This is a genomic window from Mycolicibacterium brisbanense (assembly GCF_001570425.1).
In the GTDB taxonomy this organism is placed as follows: Bacteria; Actinomycetota; Actinomycetes; order Mycobacteriales; family Mycobacteriaceae; genus Mycobacterium; species Mycobacterium brisbanense.
In genome coordinates, this window is record NZ_BCSX01000019.1 from 193,734 (window position 1) to 219,508 (window position 25,775).

At 67.0% G+C, this 25,775-nt stretch carries 25 protein-coding genes; 10 read left to right on the forward strand and 15 right to left on the reverse strand.

The window, feature by feature from the left end; all coding sequences use genetic code 11:
• Positions 1–2: 2 nt before the first annotated feature.
• Both RMCB_RS08950 and RMCB_RS08955 read left to right on the forward strand, forming a co-directional pair.
• Positions 3–842: a metal ABC transporter permease gene (locus tag RMCB_RS08950; protein ID WP_062828482.1), complete on the forward strand. Its 840-nt coding sequence runs from the start codon at positions 3–5 to the stop codon at positions 840–842.
• A gap of 11 nt (positions 843–853) precedes the next feature.
• Positions 854–1,954 (forward strand): Rv3575c family transcriptional regulator, encoded by a 1,101-nt coding sequence (locus RMCB_RS08955; protein WP_062828483.1) that lies wholly within the window; start codon positions 854–856, stop codon positions 1,952–1,954.
• Here the strand turns inward: RMCB_RS08955 and otsB are convergent.
• Together otsB and kstR are read right to left on the reverse strand one after the other, a co-directional pair.
• Positions 1,951–2,700, reverse strand: a complete 750-nt coding sequence (otsB, locus tag RMCB_RS08960) for a trehalose-phosphatase (RefSeq protein ID WP_062828484.1) — start codon at positions 2,698–2,700, stop codon at positions 1,951–1,953. The two genes, RMCB_RS08955 and otsB, sit on opposite strands and share 4 nt — an antisense overlap.
• Positions 2,701–2,703: 3 nt before the next feature.
• Positions 2,704–3,384, reverse strand: a complete 681-nt coding sequence (gene kstR, locus RMCB_RS08965) for a cholesterol catabolism transcriptional regulator KstR (protein WP_029369408.1) — start codon at positions 3,382–3,384, stop codon at positions 2,704–2,706.
• A 198-nt stretch (positions 3,385–3,582) separates the two neighbouring features.
• Between kstR and RMCB_RS08970 the strand changes: the two genes are divergently transcribed.
• Positions 3,583–5,700 (forward strand): acyl-CoA dehydrogenase family protein, encoded by a 2,118-nt coding sequence (locus RMCB_RS08970; RefSeq protein ID WP_062828485.1) that lies wholly within the window; start codon positions 3,583–3,585, stop codon positions 5,698–5,700.
• A gap of 79 nt (positions 5,701–5,779) precedes the next feature.
• On the opposite strand, the gene RMCB_RS08975 is transcribed toward RMCB_RS08970, so the two are convergent.
• Positions 5,780–6,355, reverse strand: a complete 576-nt coding sequence (locus tag RMCB_RS08975; RefSeq protein WP_029369410.1) for a hypothetical protein — start codon at positions 6,353–6,355, stop codon at positions 5,780–5,782.
• A gap of 22 nt (positions 6,356–6,377) precedes the next feature.
• Positions 6,378–7,436: a ferredoxin--NADP reductase gene (locus RMCB_RS08980; RefSeq protein ID WP_062828486.1), complete on the reverse strand. Its 1,059-nt coding sequence runs from the start codon at positions 7,434–7,436 to the stop codon at positions 6,378–6,380.
• Positions 7,437–7,586: 150 nt separating this feature from the next.
• Here RMCB_RS08980 and hsaA point away from each other — a divergent pair, with 150 nt between their 5' ends.
• The 5 genes from hsaA to RMCB_RS09005 all read left to right on the forward strand — a co-directional run bounded on the left by hsaA (position 7,587) and on the right by RMCB_RS09005 (position 12,144).
• Positions 7,587–8,777 (forward strand): 3-hydroxy-9,10-secoandrosta-1,3,5(10)-triene-9,17-dione monooxygenase oxygenase subunit, encoded by a 1,191-nt coding sequence (gene hsaA, locus RMCB_RS08985; RefSeq protein ID WP_062828559.1) that lies wholly within the window; start codon positions 7,587–7,589, stop codon positions 8,775–8,777.
• A 1-nt stretch (position 8,778) separates the two neighbouring features.
• Positions 8,779–9,654, forward strand: coding sequence for a 4,5:9,10-diseco-3-hydroxy-5,9,17-trioxoandrosta-1(10),2-diene-4-oate hydrolase (gene hsaD / locus RMCB_RS08990; RefSeq protein ID WP_062828487.1), 876 nt, complete (start codon positions 8,779–8,781; stop codon positions 9,652–9,654).
• A 3-nt stretch (positions 9,655–9,657) separates the two neighbouring features.
• On the forward strand, positions 9,658–10,557 hold the full coding sequence (gene hsaC, locus RMCB_RS08995; protein WP_029369414.1) for an iron-dependent extradiol dioxygenase HsaC: 900 nt from the start codon (positions 9,658–9,660) through the stop codon (positions 10,555–10,557).
• Positions 10,558–10,559: 2 nt separating this feature from the next.
• Positions 10,560–11,126: a 3-hydroxy-9,10-secoandrosta-1,3,5(10)-triene-9,17-dione monooxygenase reductase subunit gene (gene hsaB, locus RMCB_RS09000; protein ID WP_062828488.1), complete on the forward strand. Its 567-nt coding sequence runs from the start codon at positions 10,560–10,562 to the stop codon at positions 11,124–11,126.
• 178 nt (positions 11,127–11,304) lie between these two features.
• The gene (locus RMCB_RS09005) at positions 11,305–12,144 is read left to right on the forward strand and encodes a mycofactocin-coupled SDR family oxidoreductase (protein ID WP_062828489.1); all 840 of its coding nucleotides are present in this window, start codon (positions 11,305–11,307) and stop codon (positions 12,142–12,144) included.
• Here the strand turns inward: RMCB_RS09005 and RMCB_RS09010 are convergent.
• A complete protein-coding gene (locus tag RMCB_RS09010) occupies positions 12,137–12,721 on the reverse strand; it encodes a TetR/AcrR family transcriptional regulator (RefSeq protein WP_062828490.1) in 585 nt (194 codons plus the stop codon). The two genes, RMCB_RS09005 and RMCB_RS09010, sit on opposite strands and share 8 nt — an antisense overlap.
• Before the next feature lie 76 nt (positions 12,722–12,797).
• On the opposite strand from RMCB_RS09010, the gene RMCB_RS09015 reads away from it, so the two are divergent.
• A complete protein-coding gene (locus tag RMCB_RS09015; RefSeq protein ID WP_062828491.1) occupies positions 12,798–14,078 on the forward strand; it encodes a cytochrome P450 in 1,281 nt (426 codons plus the stop codon).
• Here the strand turns inward: RMCB_RS09015 and RMCB_RS09020 are convergent.
• The 9 genes from RMCB_RS09020 to RMCB_RS09060 all read right to left on the reverse strand — a co-directional run bounded on the left by RMCB_RS09020 (position 14,062) and on the right by RMCB_RS09060 (position 24,357).
• Positions 14,062–15,297, reverse strand: a complete 1,236-nt coding sequence (locus RMCB_RS09020; protein ID WP_062828492.1) for an NAD(P)/FAD-dependent oxidoreductase — start codon at positions 15,295–15,297, stop codon at positions 14,062–14,064. The two genes, RMCB_RS09015 and RMCB_RS09020, sit on opposite strands and share 17 nt — an antisense overlap.
• Positions 15,294–16,679 carry an NAD(P)/FAD-dependent oxidoreductase gene (locus RMCB_RS09025; RefSeq protein WP_062828493.1) on the reverse strand — a complete coding sequence of 462 codons (1,386 nt, stop codon included), beginning with the start codon at positions 16,677–16,679 and terminating at the stop codon, positions 15,294–15,296. Before RMCB_RS09025 ends, RMCB_RS09020 begins: the two co-directional genes overlap by 4 nt.
• Positions 16,676–18,100 carry an FGGY family carbohydrate kinase gene (locus RMCB_RS09030; protein ID WP_062828494.1) on the reverse strand — a complete coding sequence of 475 codons (1,425 nt, stop codon included), beginning with the start codon at positions 18,098–18,100 and terminating at the stop codon, positions 16,676–16,678. Before RMCB_RS09030 ends, RMCB_RS09025 begins: the two co-directional genes overlap by 4 nt.
• Entirely contained in the window at positions 18,100–19,587 is a 1,488-nt protein-coding gene (locus RMCB_RS09035) for an amino acid permease (protein WP_062828495.1), read from the reverse strand. Before RMCB_RS09035 ends, RMCB_RS09030 begins: the two co-directional genes overlap by 1 nt.
• Before the next feature lie 83 nt (positions 19,588–19,670).
• A complete protein-coding gene (locus RMCB_RS09040) occupies positions 19,671–20,447 on the reverse strand; it encodes a DeoR/GlpR family DNA-binding transcription regulator (RefSeq protein ID WP_029369420.1) in 777 nt (258 codons plus the stop codon).
• 85 nt (positions 20,448–20,532) lie between these two features.
• Positions 20,533–21,948, reverse strand: a complete 1,416-nt coding sequence (locus RMCB_RS09045) for an aldehyde dehydrogenase family protein (protein ID WP_062828496.1) — start codon at positions 21,946–21,948, stop codon at positions 20,533–20,535.
• The gene (locus RMCB_RS09050; RefSeq protein WP_062828497.1) at positions 21,945–22,730 is read right to left on the reverse strand and encodes a carboxymuconolactone decarboxylase family protein; all 786 of its coding nucleotides are present in this window, start codon (positions 22,728–22,730) and stop codon (positions 21,945–21,947) included. Before RMCB_RS09050 ends, RMCB_RS09045 begins: the two co-directional genes overlap by 4 nt.
• Positions 22,727–23,530, reverse strand: a complete 804-nt coding sequence (locus RMCB_RS09055; protein WP_062828498.1) for a mycofactocin-coupled SDR family oxidoreductase — start codon at positions 23,528–23,530, stop codon at positions 22,727–22,729. Before RMCB_RS09055 ends, RMCB_RS09050 begins: the two co-directional genes overlap by 4 nt.
• The gene (locus RMCB_RS09060; RefSeq protein WP_062828499.1) at positions 23,527–24,357 is read right to left on the reverse strand and encodes a mycofactocin-coupled SDR family oxidoreductase; all 831 of its coding nucleotides are present in this window, start codon (positions 24,355–24,357) and stop codon (positions 23,527–23,529) included. Before RMCB_RS09060 ends, RMCB_RS09055 begins: the two co-directional genes overlap by 4 nt.
• 82 nt (positions 24,358–24,439) lie before the next feature.
• Here RMCB_RS09060 and RMCB_RS09065 point away from each other — a divergent pair, with 82 nt between their 5' ends.
• On the forward strand, positions 24,440–25,012 hold the full coding sequence (locus RMCB_RS09065) for a TetR/AcrR family transcriptional regulator (RefSeq protein WP_062828560.1): 573 nt from the start codon (positions 24,440–24,442) through the stop codon (positions 25,010–25,012).
• Here RMCB_RS09065 and RMCB_RS09070 read toward each other — a convergent pair.
• Positions 24,993–25,757 carry an alpha/beta fold hydrolase gene (locus tag RMCB_RS09070; RefSeq protein ID WP_062828561.1) on the reverse strand — a complete coding sequence of 255 codons (765 nt, stop codon included), beginning with the start codon at positions 25,755–25,757 and terminating at the stop codon, positions 24,993–24,995. The genes RMCB_RS09065 and RMCB_RS09070 overlap by 20 nt on opposite strands.
• Positions 25,758–25,775: the final 18 nt, after the last annotated feature.

Below are 25,775 nucleotides of genomic sequence, written 5' to 3' on the forward strand. Positions count from 1 at the left end.
CGATGGGCTACCAGCAGAACTGGTGGCAGATCCTCACGTCGGCGTTCATGCGCAATGCCCTGATCGGCGGGACGCTGGTGGCGTTGGCCGCCGGGCTGATCGGCTACTTCATCATCGTGCGCAACACCGCGTTCGCGGCGCACGCGCTGGCCCATATCGGGCTGCCCGGCGCCACCGGAGCGTTCCTGCTGGGGCTGCCGGTCGGGTTCGGGCTCGGGGTGTTCTGTGTCGGCGGGGCGCTGGTCATCGGGGCGCTCGGGAAACGCGCGGGCGACCGCGAGGTCGCGACCGGCACAGTGCTGGCCCTGGCCACCGGATTCGGGCTTTTCTTCAACTCGCTGGCCACCAAGAATTCGTCGACCATGACCAATGTGCTGTTCGGCAATCTGCTGGCCATCACCGGTGATCAGCTGTCGACCTTCACCGTGCTACTCGTGGTGCTGGCCGCCACGATGGTGTTCATCTACCGGCCGCTGTTGTTCGCGTCGGTCAACGCTCCGGTCGCCGAAGCCAAAGGTGTTCCGGTGAAAGCGTTGTCGATCGTGTTCATGGCGCTGCTGGGGGTCGCGGTCACCATGGCGGTGCAAGCCGTCGGTACGTTGCTGTTGTTCGCGCTCGTCGTCACCCCGGCGGCGACGGCGATCATGCTGACCGCCAAGCCGATACTGGCCATGGCGATCTCGACCGGGATCAGCTTGGTGTCGGTGTGGGTCGGATTGGCGGTGTCGGCGGTGTTCAACATGCCGCCGAGCTTCCTCATCGTCACCATCGCGTGCGTCTTCTGGCTGGCGGTATGGCTGGCGGCGCGTGCCGCACGCGAGACCGGCGCACTGATCGGCTAGCCTCAGAAAGCATGCCAAGGAGCCCCCATCCGCCGCGGCGGGCAACCCTGGCCTCACTGGCCGCGGAGCTCAACGTCTCTCGCACCACGATCTCCAACGCCTACAACCGTCCCGATCAGTTGTCGGCGGATCTGCGGGAGCGCATCTTCGACGCCGCCAAGCGGCTCGGCTACGCCGGGCCCGACCCGGTGGCGCGGTCGCTGCGGACCCGCAAGGCCGGGGCGGTGGGCCTGGTGATCACCGAACCGCTCAATTATTCGTTCAGAGATCCGGCCGCGCTCGATTTCGTTGCCGGACTGGCCGAATCGTGTGAGGCGGCCGGGCAGGGCCTGTTGTTGGTCGCGGTAGGGCCGAATCGCAGCTTCGAAGAGGGTTCGGCCGCGGTGCTTTCCGCGGGGGTCGACGGCTTCGTGGTGTACTCGGCCTCAGACGACGACCCGTATCTGCCTGTGGTGGAGCAGCGGCACCTGCCGATGGTGGTGGTGGACCAGCCCAAGGATGTGCCCGCGGTCTCACGGGTCGGCATCGACGATCGGGGTTCCATGCGCCGGTTGGCCGAGCACGTGCTGGAACTGGGCCACCGCGACATCGGGCTGCTCACCATGCGGTTGGGGCGCGACTGGCCGAACCCGAGCGGCAAACCGGCAGTGGCGCAGCCGGATCGGGTGCAGAGCCCGCACTTTCACGTGCAGCGTGAGCGTATCCACGGGGTGTACGACGCCATGAGCGCGGCCGGGCTGAACCCCGAATCGTTGACCGTGGTGGAGAGCTACGAGCACCTGCCGACCTCGGGCGGATTGGCCGCAGAGGTGGCGCTGGCCGCCAATCCGTTGATCACCGCGCTGATGTGCACAGCCGACGTGCTGGCCCTGTCGGCGATGGATTACCTACGCGCGCATGGGGTTTACGTTCCCGGGCAGATGACGGTCACCGGGTTCGACGGGATTCCCGACGCCGTGCGCCGCGGCCTGACCACGGTGGTGCAGTCGAGCGTGGAGAAGGGCCGTCGCGCAGGTCAGTTGCTGCACAACCCGCCGCGCTCCGGGCTTCCGGTGGTCGAGGTGCTCGACACCGAAGTGGTGCGCGGCCGTACCTCGGGCCCGCCCGCCTAGGCGCCGCGCGCGTCCAGGAGGTATTTCAGGGCTGCCGCAACGTCTTCCGGCTGCTGCACGCGGTAGCCGGCTCGCGTGTCACCCGAACCGACCTTGACCCCGACATCGGATGGACCGAGCCTGCGGAACGCCTTCTCGTCGGTGACGTCGTCGCCGAAGTACACCACCACCGACGCGTCGAACTCCTTGCGCAGGATGTCGATCGCCTCGCCCTTGTCGGTCGAGATCACGGCGAACTCGAGGACCGCCTTGCCCTCGGTCAACTCGGCCGGCCAGGCCTTCGCCGCCGTGCGGGCCTGGGCCAGAGCGGCTTCGGCATCGGCAGGCGCGGCGTTGCGCACGTGCAGGGCGACGCTGGCGGGTTTGGTCTCGACGGCCGTCCCGGGCCGGTCGGCGGCGATCGCCTCGAGTTCGGCGGTGATGGTCGCCAGCAACGCCGTGTCGATCGGATGGGCGAAGCCGGTGTCGAACTCGGCGCCGTGGCTGCCGATCATGTGGACCGCCGCGGGCATCCCCGACAGCTCGCGCAGCACGCTCAGCGCGCGCCCGGAGATCAGCGCCGTGGCGGTGCCGGGTAGTTCGGCGAGCGCGACGAGGGTAGCCGCGGCATCGGGCAGCGGGCGCGCGTCGGCGGGATTGTTGACGATGGGGGAGAGCGTGCCGTCGAAATCCGAGGTGATCAGCAGCCGGTCGGCGCGAGCCGCCACCGCGAGTGCCTGGGTCAGGTCGGCCGGTAACGCGCTCACGCGTCAGATCTTAGGTTGGTCCCCGTCACCGATCAGCAGTCGCACCGCGAGGTCCAGCCGCTTGCCGACATCGGTCGCCGAGGCGCGCCGGGTCAGCCAGGCCAACAGGTTGGAGAGCCACACATCGGAGATCACCCGGGCGATGTGGTACTGGTCCTCGGTCGGCTCGCCGTCGCTCATCGCGCGCGCGAACATCGAGTCCATGAGCTTGCCCACGTGGTCCACCTCGCCCGCGGCCGACGCGTCGGCAAAGACGAACGCCCTGGTCATGGCTTCGGTGAGCAGGGGATTGCGCTGCATGGCCCGGTTGAGCTTGCCGACCATGAAGTTCAGCCGCTGATACGGTGTGCCGCCCGACAGCGCGGCCCGGTCGGTCTTGGCGTCGATGCGTTCGAACTCGCGGCCCAGCGCCGAGACGAGCAGGTGGACCTTCGACGGGAAGTAGCGGTACAGCGTGCCGACCGCGACGTCGGCGCGTTCGGCAACCGCCCGCATCTGGACGGCCTCGTACCCGCCCTTGGACGCGATGGCCAGGGTGGCGTCGAGGATGCGCTTGCGACGCTCCCGCTGTGCTTCGGAGCCCAATTCGGACTCGGCGAGGACCGCCACGGTCATGACCTCACGCGGGCGCGAGTCCGCCCCGGCGGACTGCTCGTTGCGTGCTGGCTGAGATAAGCCGGACATGTTGTTGGCGACTCCTTCGTACCGCGTACTCCATCGGAAACGATACGCACGCCGGTCTCCTTTTTCTCACGTCTTTGTTGGTTGGACATCGACGTGTCCTGCTGCAATGCCGTTCGACTTGACGGTCGAACACTGTCACTATTAGAACACGTTCTAGTGAGAAGCGTGGACTTCTCGCACTGCAGGTAGGAGCCGATCGTGTCAGCCACTGTCACCGACGAGCAGTTTGCCGCCCGCGACCTGGTTCGAAGCTGGGCGACGGCGTCCGGCTCGATCGCCGCTATACGTGACGGAGAACACGACCCGGATGCGTGGCGCGCGACGTATCGGCGGTTCGCCGAACTAGGGATCTTCGGTGTCGCCGTCGGAGAAGAGCACGGCGGTGCCGGCGGCAGCGTCGAGGACCTGTGCGCGATGCTCGACGAGGCCGCCGCGGCGCTCGTTCCGGGGCCCGTAGCAACCACGGCCCTGGTAACCCTGCTCGTCGCCGACGAGTCGGTCCTGGAGGCTCTGATGTCGGGCGAGCGCACCGCGGGCGTCGCGCTGAGCACCGACGTGCGGCTCGACGGGGATCGCGTATCCGGTACGGCCGACCATGTGCTGGGCGCCGACGGCGCCGGACTGCTGGTGCTGCCCTCGGGCGAGCAGGTGGTGCTGATCGATGCCACGGCTGCGGGCGTGACGGTCGAACCGCTGCCTGCCACCGACTTCTCGATCCCACTGGCGCGGGTGGTGCTGGACTCCGCGCCCGCCACGGTGCTTGCGGTGTCGCAGCAGAGGTTCGAAGACCTCGCGGCGACCGTGCTGGCCGCCGAGGCGGCCGGGCTGGCCCGCTGGGCACTGCAGACCGCGACCGAATACGCCAAGGTGCGCGAGCAGTTCGGCAAGCCGATCGGCAGCTTCCAGGCCATCAAGCACATGTGCGCCGAGATGCTGCTGCGCTCCGAGCAAGCTGCTGTGGCGGCCGCCGACGCCGCCACAGCCGCCGCCGAGAACGATGAGCGGCAGCTGTCCGTCGCCGCGGCGGTCGCCGCGACCGCGGGCATCGATGCCGCGGTGGCCAACGCCAAGGACTGCATCCAGGTGCTGGGTGGCATCGGCATCACCTGGGAACACGATGCCCACCTGTATCTGCGTCGCGCATACGGCATCTCGCACGCCCTAGGGGGACATCGCCGGTGGCTGCGCCGGGTCGGTGCGCTGACGCGGCAGGGGATCCGGCGCGAGCTGCGCATCGATCTGGACTCGGTGGCCGGTCTGCGTCCGGAGATCGCGGCGGCGGTCGCCGAGGTGGCTGCTCTGCCCGTCGAGCAGCGCCAGGTCGCGCTGGCCGACTCCGGGCTGTTGGCGCCGCATTGGCCACGTCCCTACGGCCGCAACGCTTCTCCGGCCGAGCAGTTGCTGATCGACCAGGAGCTGGCCGCGGCCGGCGTGGATCGTCCCGATCTGGTCATCGGGTGGTGGGCGGTGCCCACGATCCTCGAGCACGGCAGCCCCGCGCAGGTCGAGCAGTTCGTGCCCCCGACACTGCGCGGTGAGCTGACGTGGTGCCAGTTGTTCTCGGAGCCGGGCGCCGGTTCGGACCTGGCTGCGTTGCGCACCAAAGCCGTTCGCGCACAAGGCCCCAACGGCGAGCCGGGGTGGAAGCTCACCGGGCAGAAGGTGTGGACCTCGGCCGCGCAGAAGGCGCACTGGGGTGTCTGCCTGGCCAGAACCGACGCCGACGCTCCGAAGCACAAGGGCATCACCTACTTCCTGGTCGACATGAAGACGCCCGGCATCGTGATCCGGCCGTTGCGGGAGATCACCGGCGACGAACTGTTCAACGAGGTGTTCTTCGACGATGTGTTCGTGCCCGACGAGATGGTGGTCGGAACCGTCAACGACGGCTGGCGCCTGGCCCGCACGACGCTGGCCAACGAGCGCGTCGCCATGGCAGGCGGTACGGCACTGGGCAATCCGATGGAGGAGCTGCTCCGCACGCTCAACACATTGGACGTCGACCCGGCCGACGAGGACCGCCTCGGCAGGCTGATCCTGGCGGCCCAGGTGGGTTCGCTGCTGGATCAGCGCATCGCGGTGCTGGCGGTGGGTGGACAGGATCCGGGCCCACAGGCCAGTGCCCGCAAGCTCATCGGGGTGCGCTACCGGCAGGTGCTCGCCGAGTTCCGCATGGAGCTGTCCGACGGCGGCGGTGCGGTGATCAACCGCGAGGTGCACGACTTCCTCAACACCCGCTGCCTGACCATCGCCGGTGGTACCGAACAGATCCTGCTGACCCTGGCCGGTGAGCGGCTGCTGGGTCTGCCGCGCTAGGACTTCTTCGCGCGAGCAGACGTCAAGGTCCGCGACACGCCGATCGTCCGGTACCTGACTGTCTGCTCGCGCAGAGGGGTCAGAACCTGGTCTGCGCGCAGGCGGTCGGCGTCGAGAGGTTGACGCCGCCGAAGACCACCTGGATGTCCGAGCACGCGATGAAGTCGGCCTTGGTATTCGGCTGCCCGGTGGCCCAGTCGGTGGGTGTCGACTCACCGTCGACCTGGAAGCGCTCGATCGGGCCGCCGCCGAAGGTGGTCACCGAGATCTCGGAGTTGTTGATCGACTTGAGCTGCTTGGACAGCACGTTGTCGTGATTGGCGCCCTTGATCTCGCGCGGCGTGCCCGACGGTGCGCTGTACGACACTTCCTGCCAGACATTGCGGTCCATGCTGCGGAGTGTGATGGTCTGCCGTGCCCACGCATCGCCGGGGAACCCGATGGGCCCGTCGGGTGTCAGCAGGTTGGCCTGCGTGCTGAACGTGCACACGGTGCCCGCGCAGTTCGCGGTGACGTGCATCTCGATGTCGCCCTGCGGGCTGGGGATGGACGTGACGGCCGAGTTCGACGCCGCTGTGGCCGACGCCGGAAACGCCAGCGCCGCTGCGGTCAGCACGGTGGCCGCACTCGCTGCGGTGAGCCTGTTCGTGGTCATCGTCAAGAAAGGTATCCGCTCGCTACTCGTCGTAGGTGACTTCGACCGAATCGGACACCGGCGTGGCCTGGCACCCGAGGATCAGGCCTTCTTCGAGATCGGATGGCTCCAGCACGTCGTTGACCGCCATCTCGACGTCCCCGGACTTCTTGAGCACCGCGCACGCACCGCAGTGTCCCTCACGGCAGGAGAACGGCGCGTCGAGACCCTTGTCCAAAAGCACGTCGAGCAGTTTTGCCGAGCGCGGCCAACGGATTTCGTGTGTCGTGCCGTCGAGTGTCACGATCGCGGTGGCCGGACCCTCGTCGCTGTCATCCTCGGCGATCACAACCGCCGCGAACGGGTCCGAGTCCAGTGATTTGAACACCTCGATGTGGATGCGTTCGCCGGGTGTTCCGGCCTGGCGCAGCGCTTCCTCGGCGGCGGACATGAACGGCCCCGGCCCGCAGATGAAGGCGTCGCTACCGGTGAAGGGCGCGGCGAGGCCGGCCAGCGCGGCCGCGCTGGGCAGTCCCTGCACCGATTCCAGCCAGTGCACGACGGTGAGCCGGTCGGGGTACTTGGCGGCCAGCTCTCGCAAGGTGGCGGCGAAGATGATCGAGTTCTCGTCCCGGTTGGCGTAGATCAGCACCACTTTGCCGGTGCCTTCGGCCAGTGCCGACTTGCAGATCGCCATCATCGGGGTGATGCCGCTGCCTGCCGCGAGCAGGAGCAGATCGGCGTTGAGATCCTTGGGCACGAAGGTGCCCGACGGCGCGAGCACATGCATCCGCATGCCGGCGTGGGCGTTGTCGCAGAGCCAGTTCGAGGCGTATCCGTCGACGGTGCGCTTGACGGTGACGGTCAGCTGATCGTCGGTGACCGGCGAACTGGACAGTGAATAGCAGCGGGCCACCGAACCTGTGCGGTCGCTGGGGACGCGCAGTGTCAGGAACTGGCCGGGGGAGTACCGCAACCGCTCGGTAGGCACCTCTGACCCGGCGGGCACCGCGAACACCAGGGAGCGTGCGTCGGCCGTCTCCTCGATGACCGCGGCAACCTGCAATTCGAGCACGTGGCTGCCCAGCGGCTCATCCGTCACCGGAGCCTCTCTTCCTTCGCTCATAACTAGAACAGGTTACAAAAATATCGCTGCCCTGGTCCAGCGTCTGCAGCTCGGCGCTGCTCGACACAAATTAAAACGTGTTCTAATCTCTGTCTAGTTGTGGATCTCGATCCAGGAGGCAATTCAGTGACGTCCATTGAACAGCGCGACGTGCAGGCGGTCCTCGCCGGCATCGATGACCTGTTGCCCGCGCTGCGGGAGCGGGCGCAGGCAACAGAAGACCTGCGGAAGATTCCGCAGGAGTCGATCGACGCACTCGAGGAGATCGGGTTCTTCAAGCTGCTCCAGCCTGAGCAATGGGGCGGCCTGCAGTGCGACCCGACGGTGTTCTACGAGGCGGTACGCCGCCTGGCCAGTGCCTGCGGCTCCACCGGCTGGGTCAGCTCGATCATCGGCGTGCACAACTGGCATCTGGCCCTGTTCGACCAGCGGGCGCAGGAAGAGGTGTGGGGCGAGGACACGTCTGTCCGGGTGTCCTCCTCGTATGCCCCGATGGGCGCGGGTGTCGTGACCGAGGCCGGCGACGGCTACCTCGTCAACGGCTCGTGGAACTGGTCCTCGGGCTGCGACCACGCCACCTGGGCCTTCCTGGGTGGCCCGGTGATCAAGGATGGTCGTCCGGTCGACTTCGGCAGCTTCCTGATTCCGATCAGTGACTACCGGATCGACGACGTCTGGCACGTGGTCGGACTGCGTGGCACCGGCAGCAACACGATCGTCGTCAAGGACGTTTTCGTACCCAAGCACCGCTTCCTGTCGTATAAGGCGATGAACGACGGCACTGCGGGCGGATACCAGACCAACACCGCTGCGGTCTACAAGATGCCTTGGGGCACAGTGCATCCCACCACCATCTCGGCTCCCATCGTCGGTATGGCCTACGGCGCGTACGCCGCTCACGTCGAGCACCAGGGCAAGCGGGTGCGCGCGGCGTTCGCCGGCGAGAAGGGCAAGGACGACCCGTTCGCCAAGGTCCGTATCGCCGAGGCTGCCAGCGACATCGACGCCGCGTGGCGCCAGTTGATCGGCAATGTCGGTGACGAATACGCCCTGCTGCAGGCCGGCAAGGAGATCCCGTTCGAGCTGCGTACCCGTGCCCGCCGCGATCAGGTGCGGGCCACGGGCCGCGCCATCGCGTCGATCGACCGGCTCTTCGAATCGGCCGGGGCCACCGCCCTGGCCAACACCGCTCCGCTGCAACGCTTCTGGCGTGATGCGCACGCGGGCCGGGTGCACGCCGCCAACGATCCCGAGCGCGCGTACATGATCTTCGGCAACAACGAGTTCGGTCTTCCGCCCGCGGACACGATGGTCTGATATGACTGCCACACAAGAGATCACCTTCGAATCGACGTCGCGCTACGCCCAGGTCAAGGCCGGCGATCTGGACCTGAAGCTGCACTACCACGAGGCAGGCGATCCGTCGGCGCAGACCATCGTGCTGCTGCACGGTGGTGGGCCAGGGGCATCGAGCTGGTCCAACTTCGGCCGCAACATCGCGGTGCTGGCCGAGCGGTTCCATGTGCTGGCCGTCGATCAGCCGGGTTACGGCCATTCGGACAAGCTCACCGAGCACGAGCAGTACAACCGCTACAGCGCCAAGGCACTGCTGGGTTTGTTCGACCATCTCGGCCTGCAGGGCCGGATTCCGCTGCTGGGCAACTCTCTCGGCGGCGGCACTGCGGTGCGGTTCGCGCTCGACTACCCGGACCGGGCCGGCAAGCTCGTGCTGATGGGCCCGGGTGGCCTATCGGTCAACCTGTTCGCGCCCGATCCCACCGAGGGCGTCAAGCTGCTCGGCAAGTTCACCGCCGACCCGACGCGCGAGAACATGGAGCGGTTCCTGCGCATCATGGTTTTCGACCAGAAGCTCGTCACACCCGAGCTGATCGACGAGCGGTTCGAGATCGCCAGCCGGCCCGAGTCGCTGGCCGCGGCGCGGGCGATGGGAAAGTCGTTCGCCGGTCCGGATTTCGAGCTCGGCATGATGTGGCGCGAGGTCTACAAACTGCGTCAGCCGGTGCTGCTGATCTGGGGCCGCGAGGACCGGGTCAATCCGCTCGACGGCGCACTCGTCGCGGTCAAGCAGATTCCGCGAGTGCAATTGCACGTTTTCGGGCAGTGTGGACACTGGGCACAGGTGGAGAAGTTCGACGAGTTCAACAAGCTCACCATCGATTTCCTTGGAGGCTAGCCCATGAGCATCAAATCGCTGGGGTACCTGCGCATCGAGGCCACCGACATCGCGGCCTGGCGGGAATACGGTCTGAAGGTGCTCGGCATGGTCGAGGGCAAGGGCCAGACCGAGGGTGCGCTCTATCTGCGGATGGACGAGTTCCCCGCCCGGCTGGTGATCGTCCCCGGTGATCACGACCGGCTGCTGGAGTCCGGCTGGGAAACCGCGAATGCCGCTGAACTGCAGGATATCCGCAATCGGCTCGAGGCCAACGGCACCCCGTACAAGGAAGCCACCGCCACCGAGCTGGCCGACCGCCGCGTCGACGAGATGATCGTGTTCGACGACCCGTCGGGCAACACCCTCGAGGTGTTCCATGGTGTCGCACTCGAGCACCGCCGTGTGGTCAGCCCGTACGGGCACAAGTTCGTCACCGAGGAGCAGGGGCTCGGCCACGTCGTGCTGACCACCAAGGACGACGCCGAAACCCTGCGGTTCTACCGCGACGTTCTCGGCTTCCACCTGCGGGACTCGATGCGGCTGCCCCCGCAGTTGGTGGGCAGGCCTGCCGACGGTGAGCCGGCCTGGCTCCGGTTCCTCGGGGTCAATCCACGCCACCACAGTTTGGCGTTCATGCCTGGCCAGACGCCCAGCGGCATCGTGCATCTGATGGTCGAGGTCGGCGAGGCCGATGACGTGGGCCTGTGCCTGGACCGTGCGCTGCGCCGCAAGGTGAAGATGTCGGCGACCCTGGGCCGCCACGTCAACGACAAGATGCTGTCCTTCTACATGAAGACTCCGGGCGGGTTCGACGTCGAATTCGGTTGTGAGGGGCTCGAAGTCGATGACAACGACTGGGTTGCCAGGGAATCGACCGCGGTGAGCCTGTGGGGGCACGACTTCAGCGTCGGCTTCAAGTAGCAATGAGCGCTCCGGCTATCGATCCCCGCACATTCCGCAATGTGCTCGGTCAGTTCTGTACGGGCATCACGATCATCACCACCGTCCACGAGGACGTCCCGATCGGGTTCGCGTGTCAGTCGTTCGCCGCGTTGTCGCTGGATCCGCCCCTGGTGCTGTTCTGCCCGACCAAGGTGTCCAGGTCGTGGCAGGCCATCGAGGCCAGCGGCCGGTTCTGCGTCAACATGCTGCACGAGGATCAGCAGCACGTCTCGGCGCGCTTCGGCTCCAAGGAGCCCGACAAGTTCGCCGGGATCGATTGGCGGCCTTCAGAACTCGGGTCTCCGATCATCGACGGCTCGTTGGCTCACATCGACTGCACGGTCTCGTCGGTGCATGACGGCGGTGACCACTTCGTGGTGTTCGGCGCGGTGCACGGCATGTCGGAGGTACCCAAACGCAAGCCCCGCCCGCTGCTGTTCTACCGCGGGGAATACACCGGGATAGAGCCGGACAAGAACACCCCGGCCACATGGCGCAATGACCTGGAGGCGTTCCTCACCGCCACGACCAACGACACCTGGCTGTAGACAACACGAACCGGGCCCCGGCACGCCGAGGCCCGGTTTGTGTTGTGACGGTCAGGAATCGGACGTGTTGCCCGAGTCCTTCTTCGAATCCCTGATCGGTCGATCAAAAGAAGCCTTGACAGTGCAATCGGCGGGTGTAAAGGTTTGATCGAGTGATCAAATCGACGGAAGGCTGACGATGGCGGGACGGGTCGAGGGCAAGATCGCGTTCATCACGGGCGCGGCGCGGGGGCAGGGCCGCAGCCACGCGGTGCGCCTGGCGCAAGAGGGCGCGGACATCATCGCGGTCGACGTGTGTCGGCCGGTCAGCAGCAACAGTGTGATCCCGGCGTCGACGCCCGACGACCTGGCCCACACGGCGGATCTCGTCAAAGGGCTCAACCGCCGGATCGTCACCGCCGAGGTCGACGTACGCGACTTCGGCGCCCTCAAGGCTGCGGTCGACAACGGGGTTGAGCAGCTGGGCGGTCTCGACATCATCGTGGCCAACGCCGGGATCGGCAACGGCGGTGAGACGCTGGACAAGACCAGCGAACGGGACTGGGATGACATGATCGGGGTCAACCTGTCCGGCGTCTGGAAAACAGTGAAAGCCGCTGTACCGCACCTTCTTTCGCAAGGTCGCGGCGGGTCGATCATACTGACGAGCTCGGTCGGCGGGCTCAAGGCCTACCCCAACACCGGCCACTATATCGCGGCAAAGCACGGCGTGGTCGGCTTGATGCGGACGTTCGCAATCGAATTGGGGCAGCACTCTATTCGGGTGAACTCGGTGCATCCCACCAACGTCAACACCCCGATGTTCATGAACGACGGGACCATGCAACTGTTCCGGCCGGACCTGGAGAACCCGGGCCCGGACGACATGGCAGTGGTCGCCAAGTTGATGCACGTGCTGCCGGTGGGCTGGGTGGAACCCGTCGACATCAGCAATGCCGTCCTGTTCCTGGCTTCCGACGAGTCGCGTTACGTCACAGGCCTACCGGTGACCGTCGATGCCGGCAGCATGCTCAAGTAGTTGCGGCCGAGCCGAATCGGTGCAGCATCCGTTCGACGAAGGCACGGAATTCGTCGTGTCCCTGCGTCACCCCCACCGCATCCTCGTAGCAGATGCCGCGCGCGGTCTGGGTCAGCAGCATCGACATCACCACCGGCGGATACTCCTCCATATCGATGCCATGTGTGCGCAAAACCATGGCCATGGCGGCGGTTTCGATGTCGCGGACCCGTTCGGAGAAGGCCTTGAGCTCAGCGCCGATCACCTTGCGGTGGTTGGCAAGCGCCATGAACTCGAGATTGAGCCCGGTCAGCCGGGAGTCGGTGTTGATCAACCACAGTGCCCGCAGCGGGTCGGTGTCGGTGAGCGCCGCGCGCATGCGGGCCAGCGCCGCGTCGGCCCCGCTGCGCAGCACCGCGAGGTACAGGTCGTCCATGGTGGCGAAGTAGTAGTACACCAGTGCCGACTTCACCCCCACCTTGGCGGCCACGTGACGGGACGTCGCAGCGGCGTAGCCGTCGTCGCGCATGATCTGGGCGGTCGCCTCGATCAAACGCTGACGAGTACCGGCATCCCTGTCTCTGGCCTCCCGAGGCATGAGCCATGCTAACAGTTTTGATCGATCGATCAGTGTCTCAAGCTGATCCGATGTCGCCCCACGAAAGGCCATTGACATGACCGACCTCGCAGTCGCCGACTACTTCTCCGATCCGGCGCTGGCCCAGGATCCCTACGACTACTACGAGTACCTGCGCGGCCGGGGCCCGGTGTTCGCCGAACCGCACCACGGGGTGGTGGCCGTCACCGGATACCTGGAGGTGATGGCGGCCTTCAAGGACACCGACTCGTTCTCGGCGATCAACGCGATCGGTGGCCCGTTTCCGCCGCTGCCGTTCGAGCCAGAGGGCGACGACATCAGCGCGCAGATCGAGGCGCACCGGCACGAGTTCCCGATCTTCGAGCACATGGTGGTGATGGATCCGCCACAGCATGAGCGGGCCCGGTCACTGCTGAGCAAGCTGTTGACCCCGCGGCGCCTGAAGGAGAACGAGGACTACATGTGGCAGCTGGCCGACCGCCAGCTCGACGAGTTCATCGCCAACGGGCATTGTGAGTTCCTGAATGAGTACGCCAAACCTTTTGCGACTCTTGCCATCACCGACCTTCTCGGCGTGCCAGAGGAAGATCGCGCCGAGTTCCGGCTCGCACTGGGGGCTGGCAAGCAGCCCGGCAGCCGCGTCGGTGCGCTCGACGGTGAGCCCGTGGGGCTCAACCCGTTGCAGTACCTCGACGACAAGTTCAGTGGGTACATCGCCGAGCGGCGGCGCGAGCCACGGGCAGATGTCTTGGGCGGCATGGCATCTGCGACGTATCCGGACGGGTCAGTCCCGGAACTGCTCGAGGTGGTGCGCCCGGCGACGTTCCTGTTCGCTGCCGGCCAGGAGACGGTGACCAAACTGCTCAGCGCTGCCGTGCAGACGCTGGGCGACCATCCCGAGTTCCAGCAGCGGCTGCGCACCAACCCTGCCGAGATCCCGGCGTTCATCGAGGAGGCGTTGCGCATTCAGAGCCCCACCAAGGTGGACTTCCGGCTGGCCCGTAAGTCCACCACGCTCGGTGGGGTTCCGATCAAGGCAGGCACGGTGGTGATGCTGTGCCTCGGTGCGGCGAACCGGGATCCGCGAAAATTCGCCGATCCCGATGAGTTCCGCATCGACCGGCCGAATGTCCGCGAGCACATCGCATTCGGCCGGGGCATCCACACCTGTGCGGGCGCGCCGCTGGCCCGGGTGGAGGGCCGGATCACCGTCCGGCGCCTGCTGGACCGGACACGCGACATCGCCATCAGCGAGGCCGCGCACGGCCCGGCAGGCAACCGGAACTACCGCTACGAGCCGACGTTCCTGCTGCGCGGCCTCACCGAACTGCACATCGAGTTCACAACGACAGGGTGACAGTGCCGCCGTGCGGATCGGCTGCCCGCAGGATGCTCGACGGGACCCGGAACACGCGTCCCGGCGACGCCGGCCACGGCAGTGTCTTATGCCCGATCACCCGGCCATCTTGGCGGGCAACCACTTTGGGCACGCGGACCAGCGCATCGGTCCACAACAGCAGCCGGCCACGTGCCGGTGCCGGGTCGCCGGGGCGGAGCAGGGTGGGGGCCACCCACCGCAGCGGTGCGTCGGCCTGGATGCGGACACCGTCCTGCGGCGGCCGGTGGCCGCTGAGGTAGCGGCGCACCTGGGCGGCCACGTGGCGCCCGTCGAGGGCGGCGATGTCGGCGGTATCGACCGGGTGCAGCAGGTTGCCGATCGCGAAGACACCGTCGCGGCTGGTGCGCAGGGCGGTGTCGACGACCGGCCCCAGCGTGCCCGGGTCGATGTCCAGGCCACCGGACCGGGCGAGCTCGTGGTCGGGGATCCAGTCCCCGGTGAAAACCACGGTGTCACAATCGATCACCCGGCGCTCCCCGGTATCGATGTTCTCGATCTCGACGCCCGCGACCACAGGCTTGCCGATGATGCGGGTGATTCGGGTGCGGGTGGCGATGTCGACACCGAGAAGCGGAGTTCGGCCTGCGAGGTTGAACACCGCGTACGACTCGGGGCTGGCGTATTCGGTGGTCATCAGGGCGGTCCGGCATCCCGCGTGCTTGAGCGTGAGCACCGCGGAATAGCTGACCAGTTCGGCGCCGACCACAACTGCGCGGCGACCGACCTTGCCGTGTTTGAGGTGTACGACGTTCTGCAGGTGGCCGGTGGTGTACACGCCGGCAGGGCGGTCACCCGGGATCATCCGCGCGGGCCGCGGGCGTTCCCGAGCCCCGGTGGCCAGCACGACAGCACGTGCGTCCAGGCGTTCGCGCCCTGTCGGCGACGTGAGATCCAGCGACCGGTCGCCGGCCCAGCCGGTGACCATGGTGTTGGTGCGGATGGTGGCTCCCGCGCCGATGGCGTTCGCGACCAGCCGCCGCGCGTAGGCCGGGCCGCTGATGAACGTCTTCATATCGCGCATGCCGTAGCCGGGGTGATCGCTGTGCCGCGGTATCCCGCCTGCGGCCGATTCGCGTTCCAACACAACGACATTGAGTGCCGGATCGCCTGCGAGCGCGGCGGCCGCCGTCAAGCCGGCGGGGCCGCCGCCGATGATCGCGACATCAGTGTTGCTCATGTGTTCCGCTCCAGTTCTTTCTCGAAAACCGACTTCACCTCGGCGCCGCAGAAGAACGCCTGGCAGCGTCCGTTCATGGCGCGGGTGCGGCGACGCAGCCCGTCCAGGCCGGCGGGCGGCACCACGGCGTGGCAGGCGTCGCGCAGCTCGCCCTCGGTGACGCGTTCGCAGAAACACACGATCCGGCCGTACGCGGGGTCGGCGGCGATTTTCTCGGTCTGCTGATAAGGCCGGGGAAAAGCCTCACCGAGGTTGGGCATCTCGGGAGGATCCGGCAGGGTGGTCCGCGCCGTCAGCTCGAGTCCGGCCGAGATCAGCTGGTCGCGAACATGTTCGGCGATGGCCATGCCTGCGGTCAGGCCGGTGGAGCGGATGCCGCCGACCAGTAGGTAGTGCTGCTGCGGGTCGGCCTCGATGAGGTAGTCGCCGTGGTCGATGGCTGCGCGCAAACCGGCGTAGGTCGCGGTGACCTCCTCGTCGAGCAGGCGCGGCATCAGGGCCCGGCCCTTGTTGAGCAGGAATTCGAAACCCCCCTCGGAGGTTCCGGTCGCGGTGCGGTCCTGCAGGTCTTCCGAGGTGGGCCCGAGCATGACGTTGCCGTAGATGGTGGGGCTGACCAGCACGCCCTTGCCGCGTGCGGTGGGGACCGGCAGCACGATCTTGTCGACGAGTGGGCGGGCCAGCTTGTCGTAGACGATCAGCTCGCCGCGGCGCGGGGTGACGGTGAATCGCTTGTGGCCGAACAGGCCGTCGATCACGTCGGCACCGAGTCCGGCAGCGTTGATCACCCAGCGCGCGCTGACCGGCCCCGCGGTGGTGTGCAGGGTGGTGCCGTCGGGCGTGACGTCCACCCGTTCCACGCGATGACCCCGCAGCAGGGCGGTGCCACGGTTGACGGCGTCGGTCGCGAGCGCGAGGTTGACGGTCCACGTGCAGATGATCGATTCGTCGGGCACCGTCAGGCCGCCGAGCGCTCCCGGCCCGAGGTTGGGAACGGCCGCGTATACGGCTGCTGCGTCGACGATTTCGCATCGGTCGTAGCCGTTGGCGACGGCTTTGTCCCGCAGGCCGGGCAGCGCGTCGAGCTGCTCGGAATCCCAGGCCACCAGGATGGCGCCGGTGTGCTCGACCGGGATGCCGGTGTGCTTGGCGTACTCGGAGAGCAGTTGGTAACCGCGGCTGACCATCGCCGATTCCAGCGTGCCCGGTTTGGCGTCGAAACCGGTGTGCAGGATCGCGGTGTTGGCTTTGCTGGTGCCGTCGCCGACGTCGTCACGGGCTTCGAGCAGGGCGACCGACAGCCGGTATCCGGACAGCTCCCGGGCGATCGCCGCTCCGACGATGCCGCCGCCGATGACCACGATGTCGTAGTCGGTGTTCATGAAGTCTCCTGGGAATAGGTGGTGGCCGCCAACGCGCGCCATGCGGAACGGAATTCGTCGGCGCGGGCGGGTTGCCAGCTCGGCTCGTAGGTCGCCGAAGGCGTCCACTGCGACACGACATCACGCACCGACCGGCCGGGCCGCACGCTCAGCGTGGCCAGTGCCGCGGCTCCCAGCGCGGTGGCGTGGGCAGACGGGTAGACGTCCACGGGCACCTGCAAGATGTCGGCGACCGCCTGCATCAACACCTTTGATTGGGTGAGCCCGCCGTCGGCGCGCAGCCGGGTCAGCGCGGCGGAGTGGGTATCGATCGCCGAAGCGAGTTCGGCGACCTGTGCGGCGATGCCCTGCAGCACCGCCAGCACGATGTGGCCGCGACCGGTGGACAGTGACATCCCCGAGATGGTCGCGGTCGCTCGGGATTTCCACCATGGCGCGGCCAGGCCGGCCAGTGCCGGGACGCACAGCACACCGTTGGCATCGTCGGCGGCCACCGAATCCATCTCTGCCGCGCCGGCGATGATGCCCAGCGAGGACAGCCATTTGACCGCTGATGCCGCGGTGTAGACCTGCCCGTCGACGCAGAAGGTGTCCTTGCCGCTGGTCCGCCAGGCCACCGACGAGGTCAGCCCGGCAGTGGAGTACACCGGGGTGTCGCCCGTGTTGGCGAGTAGGAAGGCTCCGGTTCCGAAGGTGCACTTGGCCATTCCCGGGTCGAGGCAGCCCTCGGCGAGCAGGGCCGCCTGCTGGTCGATGACGATACCGCCGACCGGCGTCTCGGCACCGAATGCGGTTGTAGTGCCGATGATCTCGTCATTGCCCACGATGGCGGGCAGGCGTTCGCCGTCGAGGCCGAACAGTCCGAGCAGCTCGCTGCTCCAGTCCCTGGCGCCGAGTTCGACGGCCAGCGACCGGCTTGCGGTGGTGGCGTCGGTGACGAAAGCTCCGGTGAGCTGATGCAGCAGCCAGGTGTCCGATGTGGTGACCACGCCACCGGTTTCGACGTTGCGGCGCAACCAGGCCATCTTCGGTGCCGAGAAGTACGAGTCGAGCACCAAACCGGTACGGGCGGTGAACAACTCGCGGTGCTCGCCCAGCGCGGAGCACAGCGGTTCGGCGCGGCGGTCCTGCCACACGATCGCCGCGGTGAGCGGGCGCCCGGTGTCGGGATCCCATGCGAGGACGGTTTCGCCCTGGTTGGCCAGGGACACCGCCTCGATGGGCCGGCCCGCCTGCTCGGTCGCGGCGCGGCCGGCCGTCAGGACAGACTCGAGGAGTTCGGCCGGGTCCTGCTCGACACCGCCACCGTCGAGGTAGCGCGGATGCACCGCGACCTCGGCCAGCCCGACGACTCCGTCGACCGGGTCGACGACGACGGCCTTGGTGCCCGACGTGCCTTGGTCGATCGCCAGGACGGTCATTACGTCGCATCCTCGAATTCGGCGTCGATCGAGGACATCTCGGGCATCTTCAGACCGTGCCTGCCGCGGGTGACCAGCAGGTAGCAGAGGTACACCGCGCCGAGCGCCACCATGACCACCGCATACAGCCAAGGATCCCGGAACGAGGCGTCGCGGAACAGGGACAGCACGAAAACCAGCCACAGCACGGCGACCACCAGAACCGGCGTCTCCCAGCGCCCCAAGGTGAATCCTTTGCTCGGCGGTAGCTTGCGCCGGGTCGCGATGTACAGCGTCACCGTGATGGCGTAGATGATGGCGGGCAGCAGGGTGGCCGCTGAGAACAGCTTGAACAGGGCGTCGGTGCTTGTGGAGAACAGGCCGAGGATGACCGCCGAGATCACGGTCATCGTGACGGTGGCGTTGAGCGGTGTCTTGAACCGCGGCGAGATCTTGTGCAGCACCTGCCAACCGGGGAACCGCTGATCCCGCGACATCGCCCAGACCAACCGCACTCCGCTCATCAGGATGACCAGACCGCACGCGAAGATCGCGATGGCCACCAGCACCAGCAGCGCGGTGCCCACGAACGATCCGAGGATGTCGCGGATGATGTCGGCGATGGGGGTGCCGGACTGGGCCAGCGCCTTCGGATCGTTGACGGCTGCTGTGACCACCAGCAGGAACAGGAACCCGAGCACGCCCGACGCCAGCACCGCTTGCCACATGGCCCGGGGCACCACGATTTCGGGCTTCTTGGTCTCCTCGGCGAGGTTGGCGGCGGATTCGAAGCCGACGATGGTGAACGCGCCAAGCAGGAAGCCGAGCATCCATGGCCCGGCCGCGGTCGCGGTACCGAAGCTCCAATACCCGGCGTCTGGGATATCGCTGTGGGAGAACAGGTTTCCGACCGAGAGCTTGTGGGCGATGACGCCGACGATGAACAGCAGCACGACGAGCGCCACCATGCCGATGAGTTCTGCGGTGACGGCGAAGTTGTTGACGCGTTCGGTCCACTTCGTCGAAAGGCCGACCAGCAGGCCCTGCAGCACGAGGATCCCCGCGGTGATCAGGAACGCCGTCGCGGGTGTGCCGGTGAAATCGAACAGGGCGGGCACCACGGTGGCCGCCACGGTGTAGTCCACGGCCACCACGACGATGGCCAGGAAGGTGAACGAGATCCAGCCGGTGATCCACCCCAGTACGGGGTTGGCCAGCCGCGACACCCACTGGTAGGCGTAGCCGGTGACGGGGATGCGGGCGGCCAGCGAGCCGATCAGCAGTGCCACGGCCAGCTGGCCGACGATCACGATGGGCCAGGTCCAGATTCCCATCGGTCCGGAGCTGGTGAGAACACTGCCGTAGGTGGTGAAGATGCCGGTGGCGATCGACACGAAGGCGAACGCCACGGCGAAGGAGGCGAACCGTCCCGTCGACCGTTCGAGCGACTCGGTGTAACCGAATTCGGAAACCCGGCCGTCGCCGGGTGATGTGGAAGAATCTGTCATCGGATCGGGCTTTCTGACTGGAATTGACTGTTTCGGGAGGGGTTCGGTCCGCGGGCGGCGCTGCAACGCCGCCCGCACCCGTTTCAGGCGCTGGGGCCCGCGGTGAGCACGACACCCCCCGTCTCCTCGATGGCTGCTGCAACAGCCGGTGCGGTGTTCTGATCGGTGATGAGGCCGTTGACGGCGGCGAGTTCGCACACCCGGTATGGCGCGACCTGCCCGAGTTTGGACGAGTCGGCGAGGATGTAGCTCGACGCGCTGTTGGCGATGATGGTCCGCCGGACGTCGATCTCATCGAGGTGGAAGTCGGTCAGCCCGGCCGTGGCGTCGACCCCACCGGAGCCCAGCAGGGCGATGTCGGCGTACACGTCGGCGAAGAACGCCTTGGTGTGGGCGTTGGAGCAGGCCAGATCCCCTGCGCGGACGCGTCCGCCGGCCACCAGCACCTCGATTCCGGGCCGGTCGGCGAGCTCGACGGCGACTGGCAGCGACGGGGTGATCACGGTTCCCGTGAAGCTGCGGGGGATGGCACGGGCGACCGCCACGACGGTGGTGCCGATGTCGAGGATGACGGTCTGCCCGTTCTTGAGCAGCCCGACGGCCGTGTGCGCCAGTTGCGCCTTGGCCTCATGCCGGATGATCGACCGCTCGGTGAACGACGGTTCGATGCCGCGCCTCTCGGTGACGGCGGCGGCACCGCCGTGCACGCGTCGCACCGCCCCGCGCTCCTCCAGATAGGCCAGGTCACGGCGGATGGTCTCGGCGGATACGCCCAGGCGGCGGACCAGCTCGTCGGTGCTTACGGCCTGAGCGCTGCCCACCGCGTCGATGATCGCTTCGTGCCGCTCAACAGGAAGCACGATCGACCACTTCTGTGGGTTTCTGACCGTTCATGACGGTAATTGTGGAGTGTTGTGTGGCTCACGTCAACATGGAGCCCGAAATTCAGGTCATGCCGATCCGGATGTTCTTCACCTGGAGGAATTCGTATAGGCCGTCGAGCCCGCCTGTACGGCCGAATCCGCTGTGTTTGTATCCGCCGTAAGGACCCTGCGGGGACACCTCACTGAACTGGTTGATCCACACCGATCCGGCTTGCAGCCGCCGTGCCACCCGATGGGCGCGGGTGAGCTCACGGGTGTGGACGAAGGCGTTCAGACCGTAGACCGTGTTGTTGGCGATGTCGACGGCCTCGGCGTCGTCGGCGAACGGAATCACCGAGACCACCGGACCAAAGGTCTCGGTCTGTGCCAGCGCCGAGGTGTTGTCGACTTCGCCGAACACCGTGGGTTCGAGATAGAAGCCCTCCCGGTCGATCCGGCGCCCACCGGTGATCAATCGGCCTGCACCGTCGGCCTCACTTGCCGCGATGACGTTGAGGATGCGCTCGACGGCACCTTGGCTGATGACTGGCCCGAATCTCACGGACGGGTCGAAAGGGTCGCCGACAGTGGCAGATTCGATGACAGCCACGAACCGCTCGAGAAAGTCGGCGTACACCGACTCGTGCACCAACACCCGGCTCGCGCAGGCGCAACTCTGCCCGGATTGCATCAGCGGGCCCTGATGTGCCGACAGTTGCACGGCGCGGTCCAGGTCCGCGTCGGCGAAGACGATGTTGGCCGATTTGCCGCCGAGTTCGGCGACGACCGGCGTGAGATTGGTTGCGGCCGCCGCGATGACGGCGCGTGCGGTGGCGCCGCCACCGGTGAAGTGAATCTTGCGGATACCTGGATGACGAACCAGGGCATCTCCGCCGTCGGGCCCCGACGGGACGACATTGACCAGCCCTGCGGGCAACCCGGCATCGATGCAGAGTTCGCCGAACCGCAGCGCGGCCAGCGGCGCCAGCTCGGATGGCTTGAGTACGACCGCGTTTCCGGCGGTCAAGGCCGGCGCGACACACGATCCGGTCACCACCAGCGCGCCGTTCCAGGGCGCGATCACACCGACGACGCCGTAGGGTTCGCGTTCGACGATATTGACGTCGAACGACCCTGCGACCGGGGTACTGGCACCGTGCGGCTTGTCGGAATACCCGGCGAAATGCCTCAGAAAGCGTTCCAAAAGAACCGCGGTGCCCGCGTAGGAGATCGGCACGGCGTAGTCCTGCACATTGAGTGCCTTGAATTCGTCGAGGGTCTCATGCACTGCGTCGGCGAGGTCGATCAGCAGGTCGCGCCGCCGGTCGCAGGTCAGCGACATCCATTCCTGCTGCGCATCAGCGGCCGACCGCACGGCCCGGTCGATCTCGTCAGCCCCAGCGAGTGCGACGGTGGCATTCGGCCGCCCGGTGGCCGGGTAGATGTGCTGGTGCTCACCGCCGCTGGAGGTGCTGATGCGGTCGCCGCCGATGATCATGCTTCGGCTCGCCACTCGTCGAGCACCCGCTGTTTCTGCTCACTGATGACCTGATTGAGATGAGAAGCCTTGGGCCAGCCGTAGTACGCCGCGAAATGCAGTGCCACCTCGTCCATTTCGTCGAACGTCACGTCGCGGCTCTTCAGGGCCGCGTAGACGTGGCTGAGAATCGGCACCGGCGCGTCCTGGAAGGCCACGCACGCCACCGTGACCAGTCGCCGTTCCTTCATGCCGAGACCGGGGCGCAACCACATCTCGCCGAAGACGAAGTTGAGGATGCCCGCGCCGGAGTACGGATTGTCGCGGATCGGGGCGTACGGCATGCAGTTGATGTCCTTGAAGGACTGCTCTCCGCCGGCAAGCCGCAGTTCAGGGTCGCTCGCGGTGGGCAGCGGCAACAGGGGTTCGGGCGCGGGCGGTTGCTGTCCGCGCTCGCGATGGATGCGGTCCCACTGCTCGTCGACCGTCATGTTGAACCGGGACGCCTTGGGCCAGCCGCCGTACACCGCGAAATGCAGTACTGTTTCCCGTATTTCGGTGATACTGAGGTCGCCACTGTTCAACGCCGCGTAGACGTGATCGCGCAGCGGGTTCTCGGCGTCCGCGGCGGCGACGCACGGTAGCGTGATGAAGCGGCGGTCCCGGCGGCTCAATGCGGGCCGCGGCCATACCTCGCCGAAGACGAAGTCGATCAATGCGGTTGCGGCAGCCGTGTTGTCCGACGGCGGTGCGAACGTCATCACCTCCGTGAACTCGCGGCGGCCGCGTTCGGTGCGGTTCATCGGATCGTCACGCCCGCATCGACTTTGAATTCCAGGCCGGTCACGTAGCGAGATTCGTCGGACACCAGGAACAACACCGCATTGCTGATGTCGATGGCCTCGGCCATCACGATCGGCAGGGCGTTGCCGAACAGTGGGGCCAGATCGGGCCGCTGCTCGATCAAAAGGCCATGCAGAGAGTCCGGGCGCATCCCGGTCTCGACGCCGGTGGGATGCACAGTGTTGACCCGGATATGGTGCACGGCAAGCTCATTGGCCAGTGCCCGGCTCATGCCGACCACGCCGTGCTTGGATGCGGTGTAAGGGGTGTGCAGCGGTGCCCCCTTGATGCCCGCGGCGGAACTGATGTTGACCAGGCTGCCACCACGCTCGACCAGGTGGGGCAGGGCTGCCGCACAGGTGTTCCACGTCCCGATCAGGTTGACGTCCACCACTGTGCGCCACTGCTCGGCCGTGGTGGTGTCCCAGGTTCCTGCTGTGAGCACCCCGGCATTGGCGACCGCGGCGTCCAGGCCGCCGAGTTGTGCGACGCCGTCGTCGACTGCCGCCGCGAGGGCCGCGGCGTCCCGTACGTCCACCACCGCGGCGACGGCCTTGCTGCCGAGTTCGGTTGCCAGCCGCGCAGTTTCGTCGAGATCCTCCGGTGTGGCGAGCGGATACTCTACCTCGGGTAACGACGCACAGATGTCGACGAGGATCAGGTCGGCGCCCTCTTCGGCGAGGCGGACCGCGTGGCTGCGGCCCATCCCGCGGGCGGCCCCGGTGATCAATACCCGCTTGCCGGCGACGCGTCCGCTCATAATTTGTTGGTGAATCCAGCGTCGACGGGGAAGGTGACCCCGGTGACGTAGCGGGCGGCGTCGGAGACCAGGTAGGCGATCGCGGCGCTGATGTCCTCGGGTTCGAGCAGCGCGACCGGCATCGGGTTCTGGAGATGCGGGCCGCCGTCGGGGTAGTTCTCCAGGAATGCCGTCATGGCGGGGTTGACCGCCATCATCGTGTTGACCGCGGTGGGGTGGACGGTGTTGACCCGGATGCTTTGTGGGGCAAGGGCATTGGCCAGGGTGCGCATGAGGCCGACGATGCCGTGCTTGGACGCGGCGTATCCGAGGCCGCCGCCCTGTAATCCGCCGAAGCCGCGCAGTCCGGCCGTCGAGCTGGTGAACACGATCGATCCGCCGCGCCCGCCCGCGATCAGGTGGCCGATGGCGGCCTTGGCGGTGTGGAAGGACCCGACCAGGTTCACGTCGAGCACGTCGGTCCACATCTGCAGGTCTTCCTCGATGCTCAGCTCGCGAAAGGCCATGGCGGCGATGCCCGCGTTGGCGCACACGATGTCGAGCCTGCCGAAGTGCTCGACTCCGTCGTCGAGCGCCGTTTTGAGTGCCGCGAAGTCACGGACGTCGGCCACCGCGCCGATCATCTTGCCGCCGTCGGCCTCGACCAGTGCGACGGTCTCGTCGAGCTCGTCGCGGCTGGCCATCGGGTAGCCGTTGGATGCGATGTCGGCACAGATGTCCACGCCGATGATGGCGGCGCCGTCTGCGGCGAGTCGCAGCGCGTGGCTGCGGCCCTGACCACGGGCCACGCCGGTGATGAACGCGACCTTTCCGTCCAAAGAACCCATTCGTCCTCGCTTCGTCGCGGTGAGTAACCTCGTTACACCGGGTACGGTAACCGGGTTACAGGTGGACGGCAAGGGGGTGCGCATGGCAACTGACCGGATCCTCGACATCGTCGTCGAGCTGCTGGAGACCGACGGTTACGACGCTGTGCAACTGCGCGAGGTGGCCAAGCGGGCACGGACGTCCCTGGCCACGATCTACAAGAACTACGCCAACCGCGACGAGCTGATTCTGGCCGCGCTGGACGCCTGGATGACCGAGAACCGGTATTCGGGACTGGCCGGGCAGACCGGCGTGCCGGGCGAATCGCTCTACGACGGGCTGATGCGCATGCTGCGCACCATCTTCGAGCCGTGGGAAAAGCACCCGGCCATGCTCATGGCCTATTCCCGGGCGCGCTCGGCACCGGGCGGCGAGCGCCTGGTGCGCCGCGGTCTCGATGCCGTCGTGCCCGCCGGGATGCAGATCCTCTCGGGTGTCGACGAGGAGTTCATCGCTGATCTCGACAACATCCTGTCGAGCCTGGTGTTCGGCCTCACCGGGCGGTTCGCGGCGGGGGAGATCGCCATCACAGAGATCCTGCCGAGCCTCGACCGCACGGTCCGGTGGCTGACCGCGGGCTACGAGGCGTCGCGCATCACAACGCCGCGTCGATGAAATTCACCACCGCCGTGGCCACCTCACGGTGCGCCGACTCGTTGAGCAGATCGTGGCGAGCATCGGGAAATTCGTTGAGCTGCAGGTGTTCTACCCGGTCGGCGTAGGTGCGCACGCCTGCGACGGGGGCGATCGGATCGGCCGAACCGTGCAGGGCCAGCGTCGGCACGGCAAGTCGCGGTAGCTCGGTGCCGAACCGGTCCCACGCCTTGTCGAGTTCCCGGGCCAGAGTTGCGCCGTCGGCGTCGACGAAGGCCAGCGGATCGTTTTCCAGTGCGTCCAGATAGAACGGATCAGACGACAGCCAGCCCGGGTCGAGCTCGAATGCGCTGTCGGAGTTCAGCTCCGGGATCGGGGTCAGCGGTGCCCCGGACACGATGCCTGCTCGGTAGCGGTTTGGCTGGCCGAGCAGCCGGAACAGCGTGACCACCGAACCGAAAGAATGTCCTTGCGCCACAAGGGGAAGTCCTGGACGCGCAGCCTCCGCCAGCTCGGTCAGCGATTCGGCCAGCGCCGAACTCTCGTCGACCGATCCGAAGTCACCGCGCGTGCCCGGCGTCAGTCCGTGGCCGAACTGATCGACGGCCCACAGATCGATGCCGGCGGCGTTGAGCGCAAAGCCGTACCGGTGGTACAGCGCGGTGTGCTCCCCGAAGCCGTGCAGGAAGATGACGGCCGCGCGCGGTTCTGCCGCGGCCCAGTGACGGTAGTAGGCGCGTCCGCGACCATGTTCGATGAAAGGCATGCCCACTACTGCAGCAAC

What these genes read in the sequence shown, in the direction of transcription:
- RMCB_RS08950 (WP_062828482.1), top strand. Translation starts at nt 3, where the DNA reads ATGGGCTACCAGCAGAACTGGTGGCAGATCCTCACGTCGGCGTTCATG.
- RMCB_RS08955 (WP_062828483.1), top strand. Translation starts at nt 854, where the DNA reads ATGCCAAGGAGCCCCCATCCGCCGCGGCGGGCAACCCTGGCCTCACTG.
- kstR (WP_029369408.1), bottom strand. Translation starts at nt 3,384, where the DNA reads ATGTCCGGCTTATCTCAGCCAGCACGCAACGAGCAGTCCGCCGGGGCG.
- RMCB_RS08975 (WP_029369410.1), bottom strand. Translation starts at nt 6,355, where the DNA reads ATGACCACGAACAGGCTCACCGCAGCGAGTGCGGCCACCGTGCTGACC.
- hsaD (WP_062828487.1), top strand. Translation starts at nt 8,779, where the DNA reads ATGACTGCCACACAAGAGATCACCTTCGAATCGACGTCGCGCTACGCC.
- hsaC (WP_029369414.1), top strand. Translation starts at nt 9,658, where the DNA reads ATGAGCATCAAATCGCTGGGGTACCTGCGCATCGAGGCCACCGACATC.
- hsaB (WP_062828488.1), top strand. Translation starts at nt 10,560, where the DNA reads ATGAGCGCTCCGGCTATCGATCCCCGCACATTCCGCAATGTGCTCGGT.
- RMCB_RS09005 (WP_062828489.1), top strand. Translation starts at nt 11,305, where the DNA reads ATGGCGGGACGGGTCGAGGGCAAGATCGCGTTCATCACGGGCGCGGCG.
- RMCB_RS09010 (WP_062828490.1), bottom strand. Translation starts at nt 12,721, where the DNA reads ATGCCTCGGGAGGCCAGAGACAGGGATGCCGGTACTCGTCAGCGTTTG.
- RMCB_RS09015 (WP_062828491.1), top strand. Translation starts at nt 12,798, where the DNA reads ATGACCGACCTCGCAGTCGCCGACTACTTCTCCGATCCGGCGCTGGCC.
- RMCB_RS09020 (WP_062828492.1), bottom strand. Translation starts at nt 15,297, where the DNA reads ATGAGCAACACTGATGTCGCGATCATCGGCGGCGGCCCCGCCGGCTTG.
- RMCB_RS09025 (WP_062828493.1), bottom strand. Translation starts at nt 16,679, where the DNA reads ATGAACACCGACTACGACATCGTGGTCATCGGCGGCGGCATCGTCGGA.
- RMCB_RS09030 (WP_062828494.1), bottom strand. Translation starts at nt 18,100, where the DNA reads ATGACCGTCCTGGCGATCGACCAAGGCACGTCGGGCACCAAGGCCGTC.
- RMCB_RS09035 (WP_062828495.1), bottom strand. Translation starts at nt 19,587, where the DNA reads ATGACAGATTCTTCCACATCACCCGGCGACGGCCGGGTTTCCGAATTC.
- RMCB_RS09045 (WP_062828496.1), bottom strand. Translation starts at nt 21,948, where the DNA reads ATGATCATCGGCGGCGACCGCATCAGCACCTCCAGCGGCGGTGAGCAC.
- RMCB_RS09050 (WP_062828497.1), bottom strand. Translation starts at nt 22,730, where the DNA reads ATGAACCGCACCGAACGCGGCCGCCGCGAGTTCACGGAGGTGATGACG.
- RMCB_RS09055 (WP_062828498.1), bottom strand. Translation starts at nt 23,530, where the DNA reads ATGAGCGGACGCGTCGCCGGCAAGCGGGTATTGATCACCGGGGCCGCC.
- RMCB_RS09060 (WP_062828499.1), bottom strand. Translation starts at nt 24,357, where the DNA reads ATGGGTTCTTTGGACGGAAAGGTCGCGTTCATCACCGGCGTGGCCCGT.
- RMCB_RS09065 (WP_062828560.1), top strand. Translation starts at nt 24,440, where the DNA reads ATGGCAACTGACCGGATCCTCGACATCGTCGTCGAGCTGCTGGAGACC.
- RMCB_RS09070 (WP_062828561.1), bottom strand. Translation starts at nt 25,757, where the DNA reads ATGCCTTTCATCGAACATGGTCGCGGACGCGCCTACTACCGTCACTGG.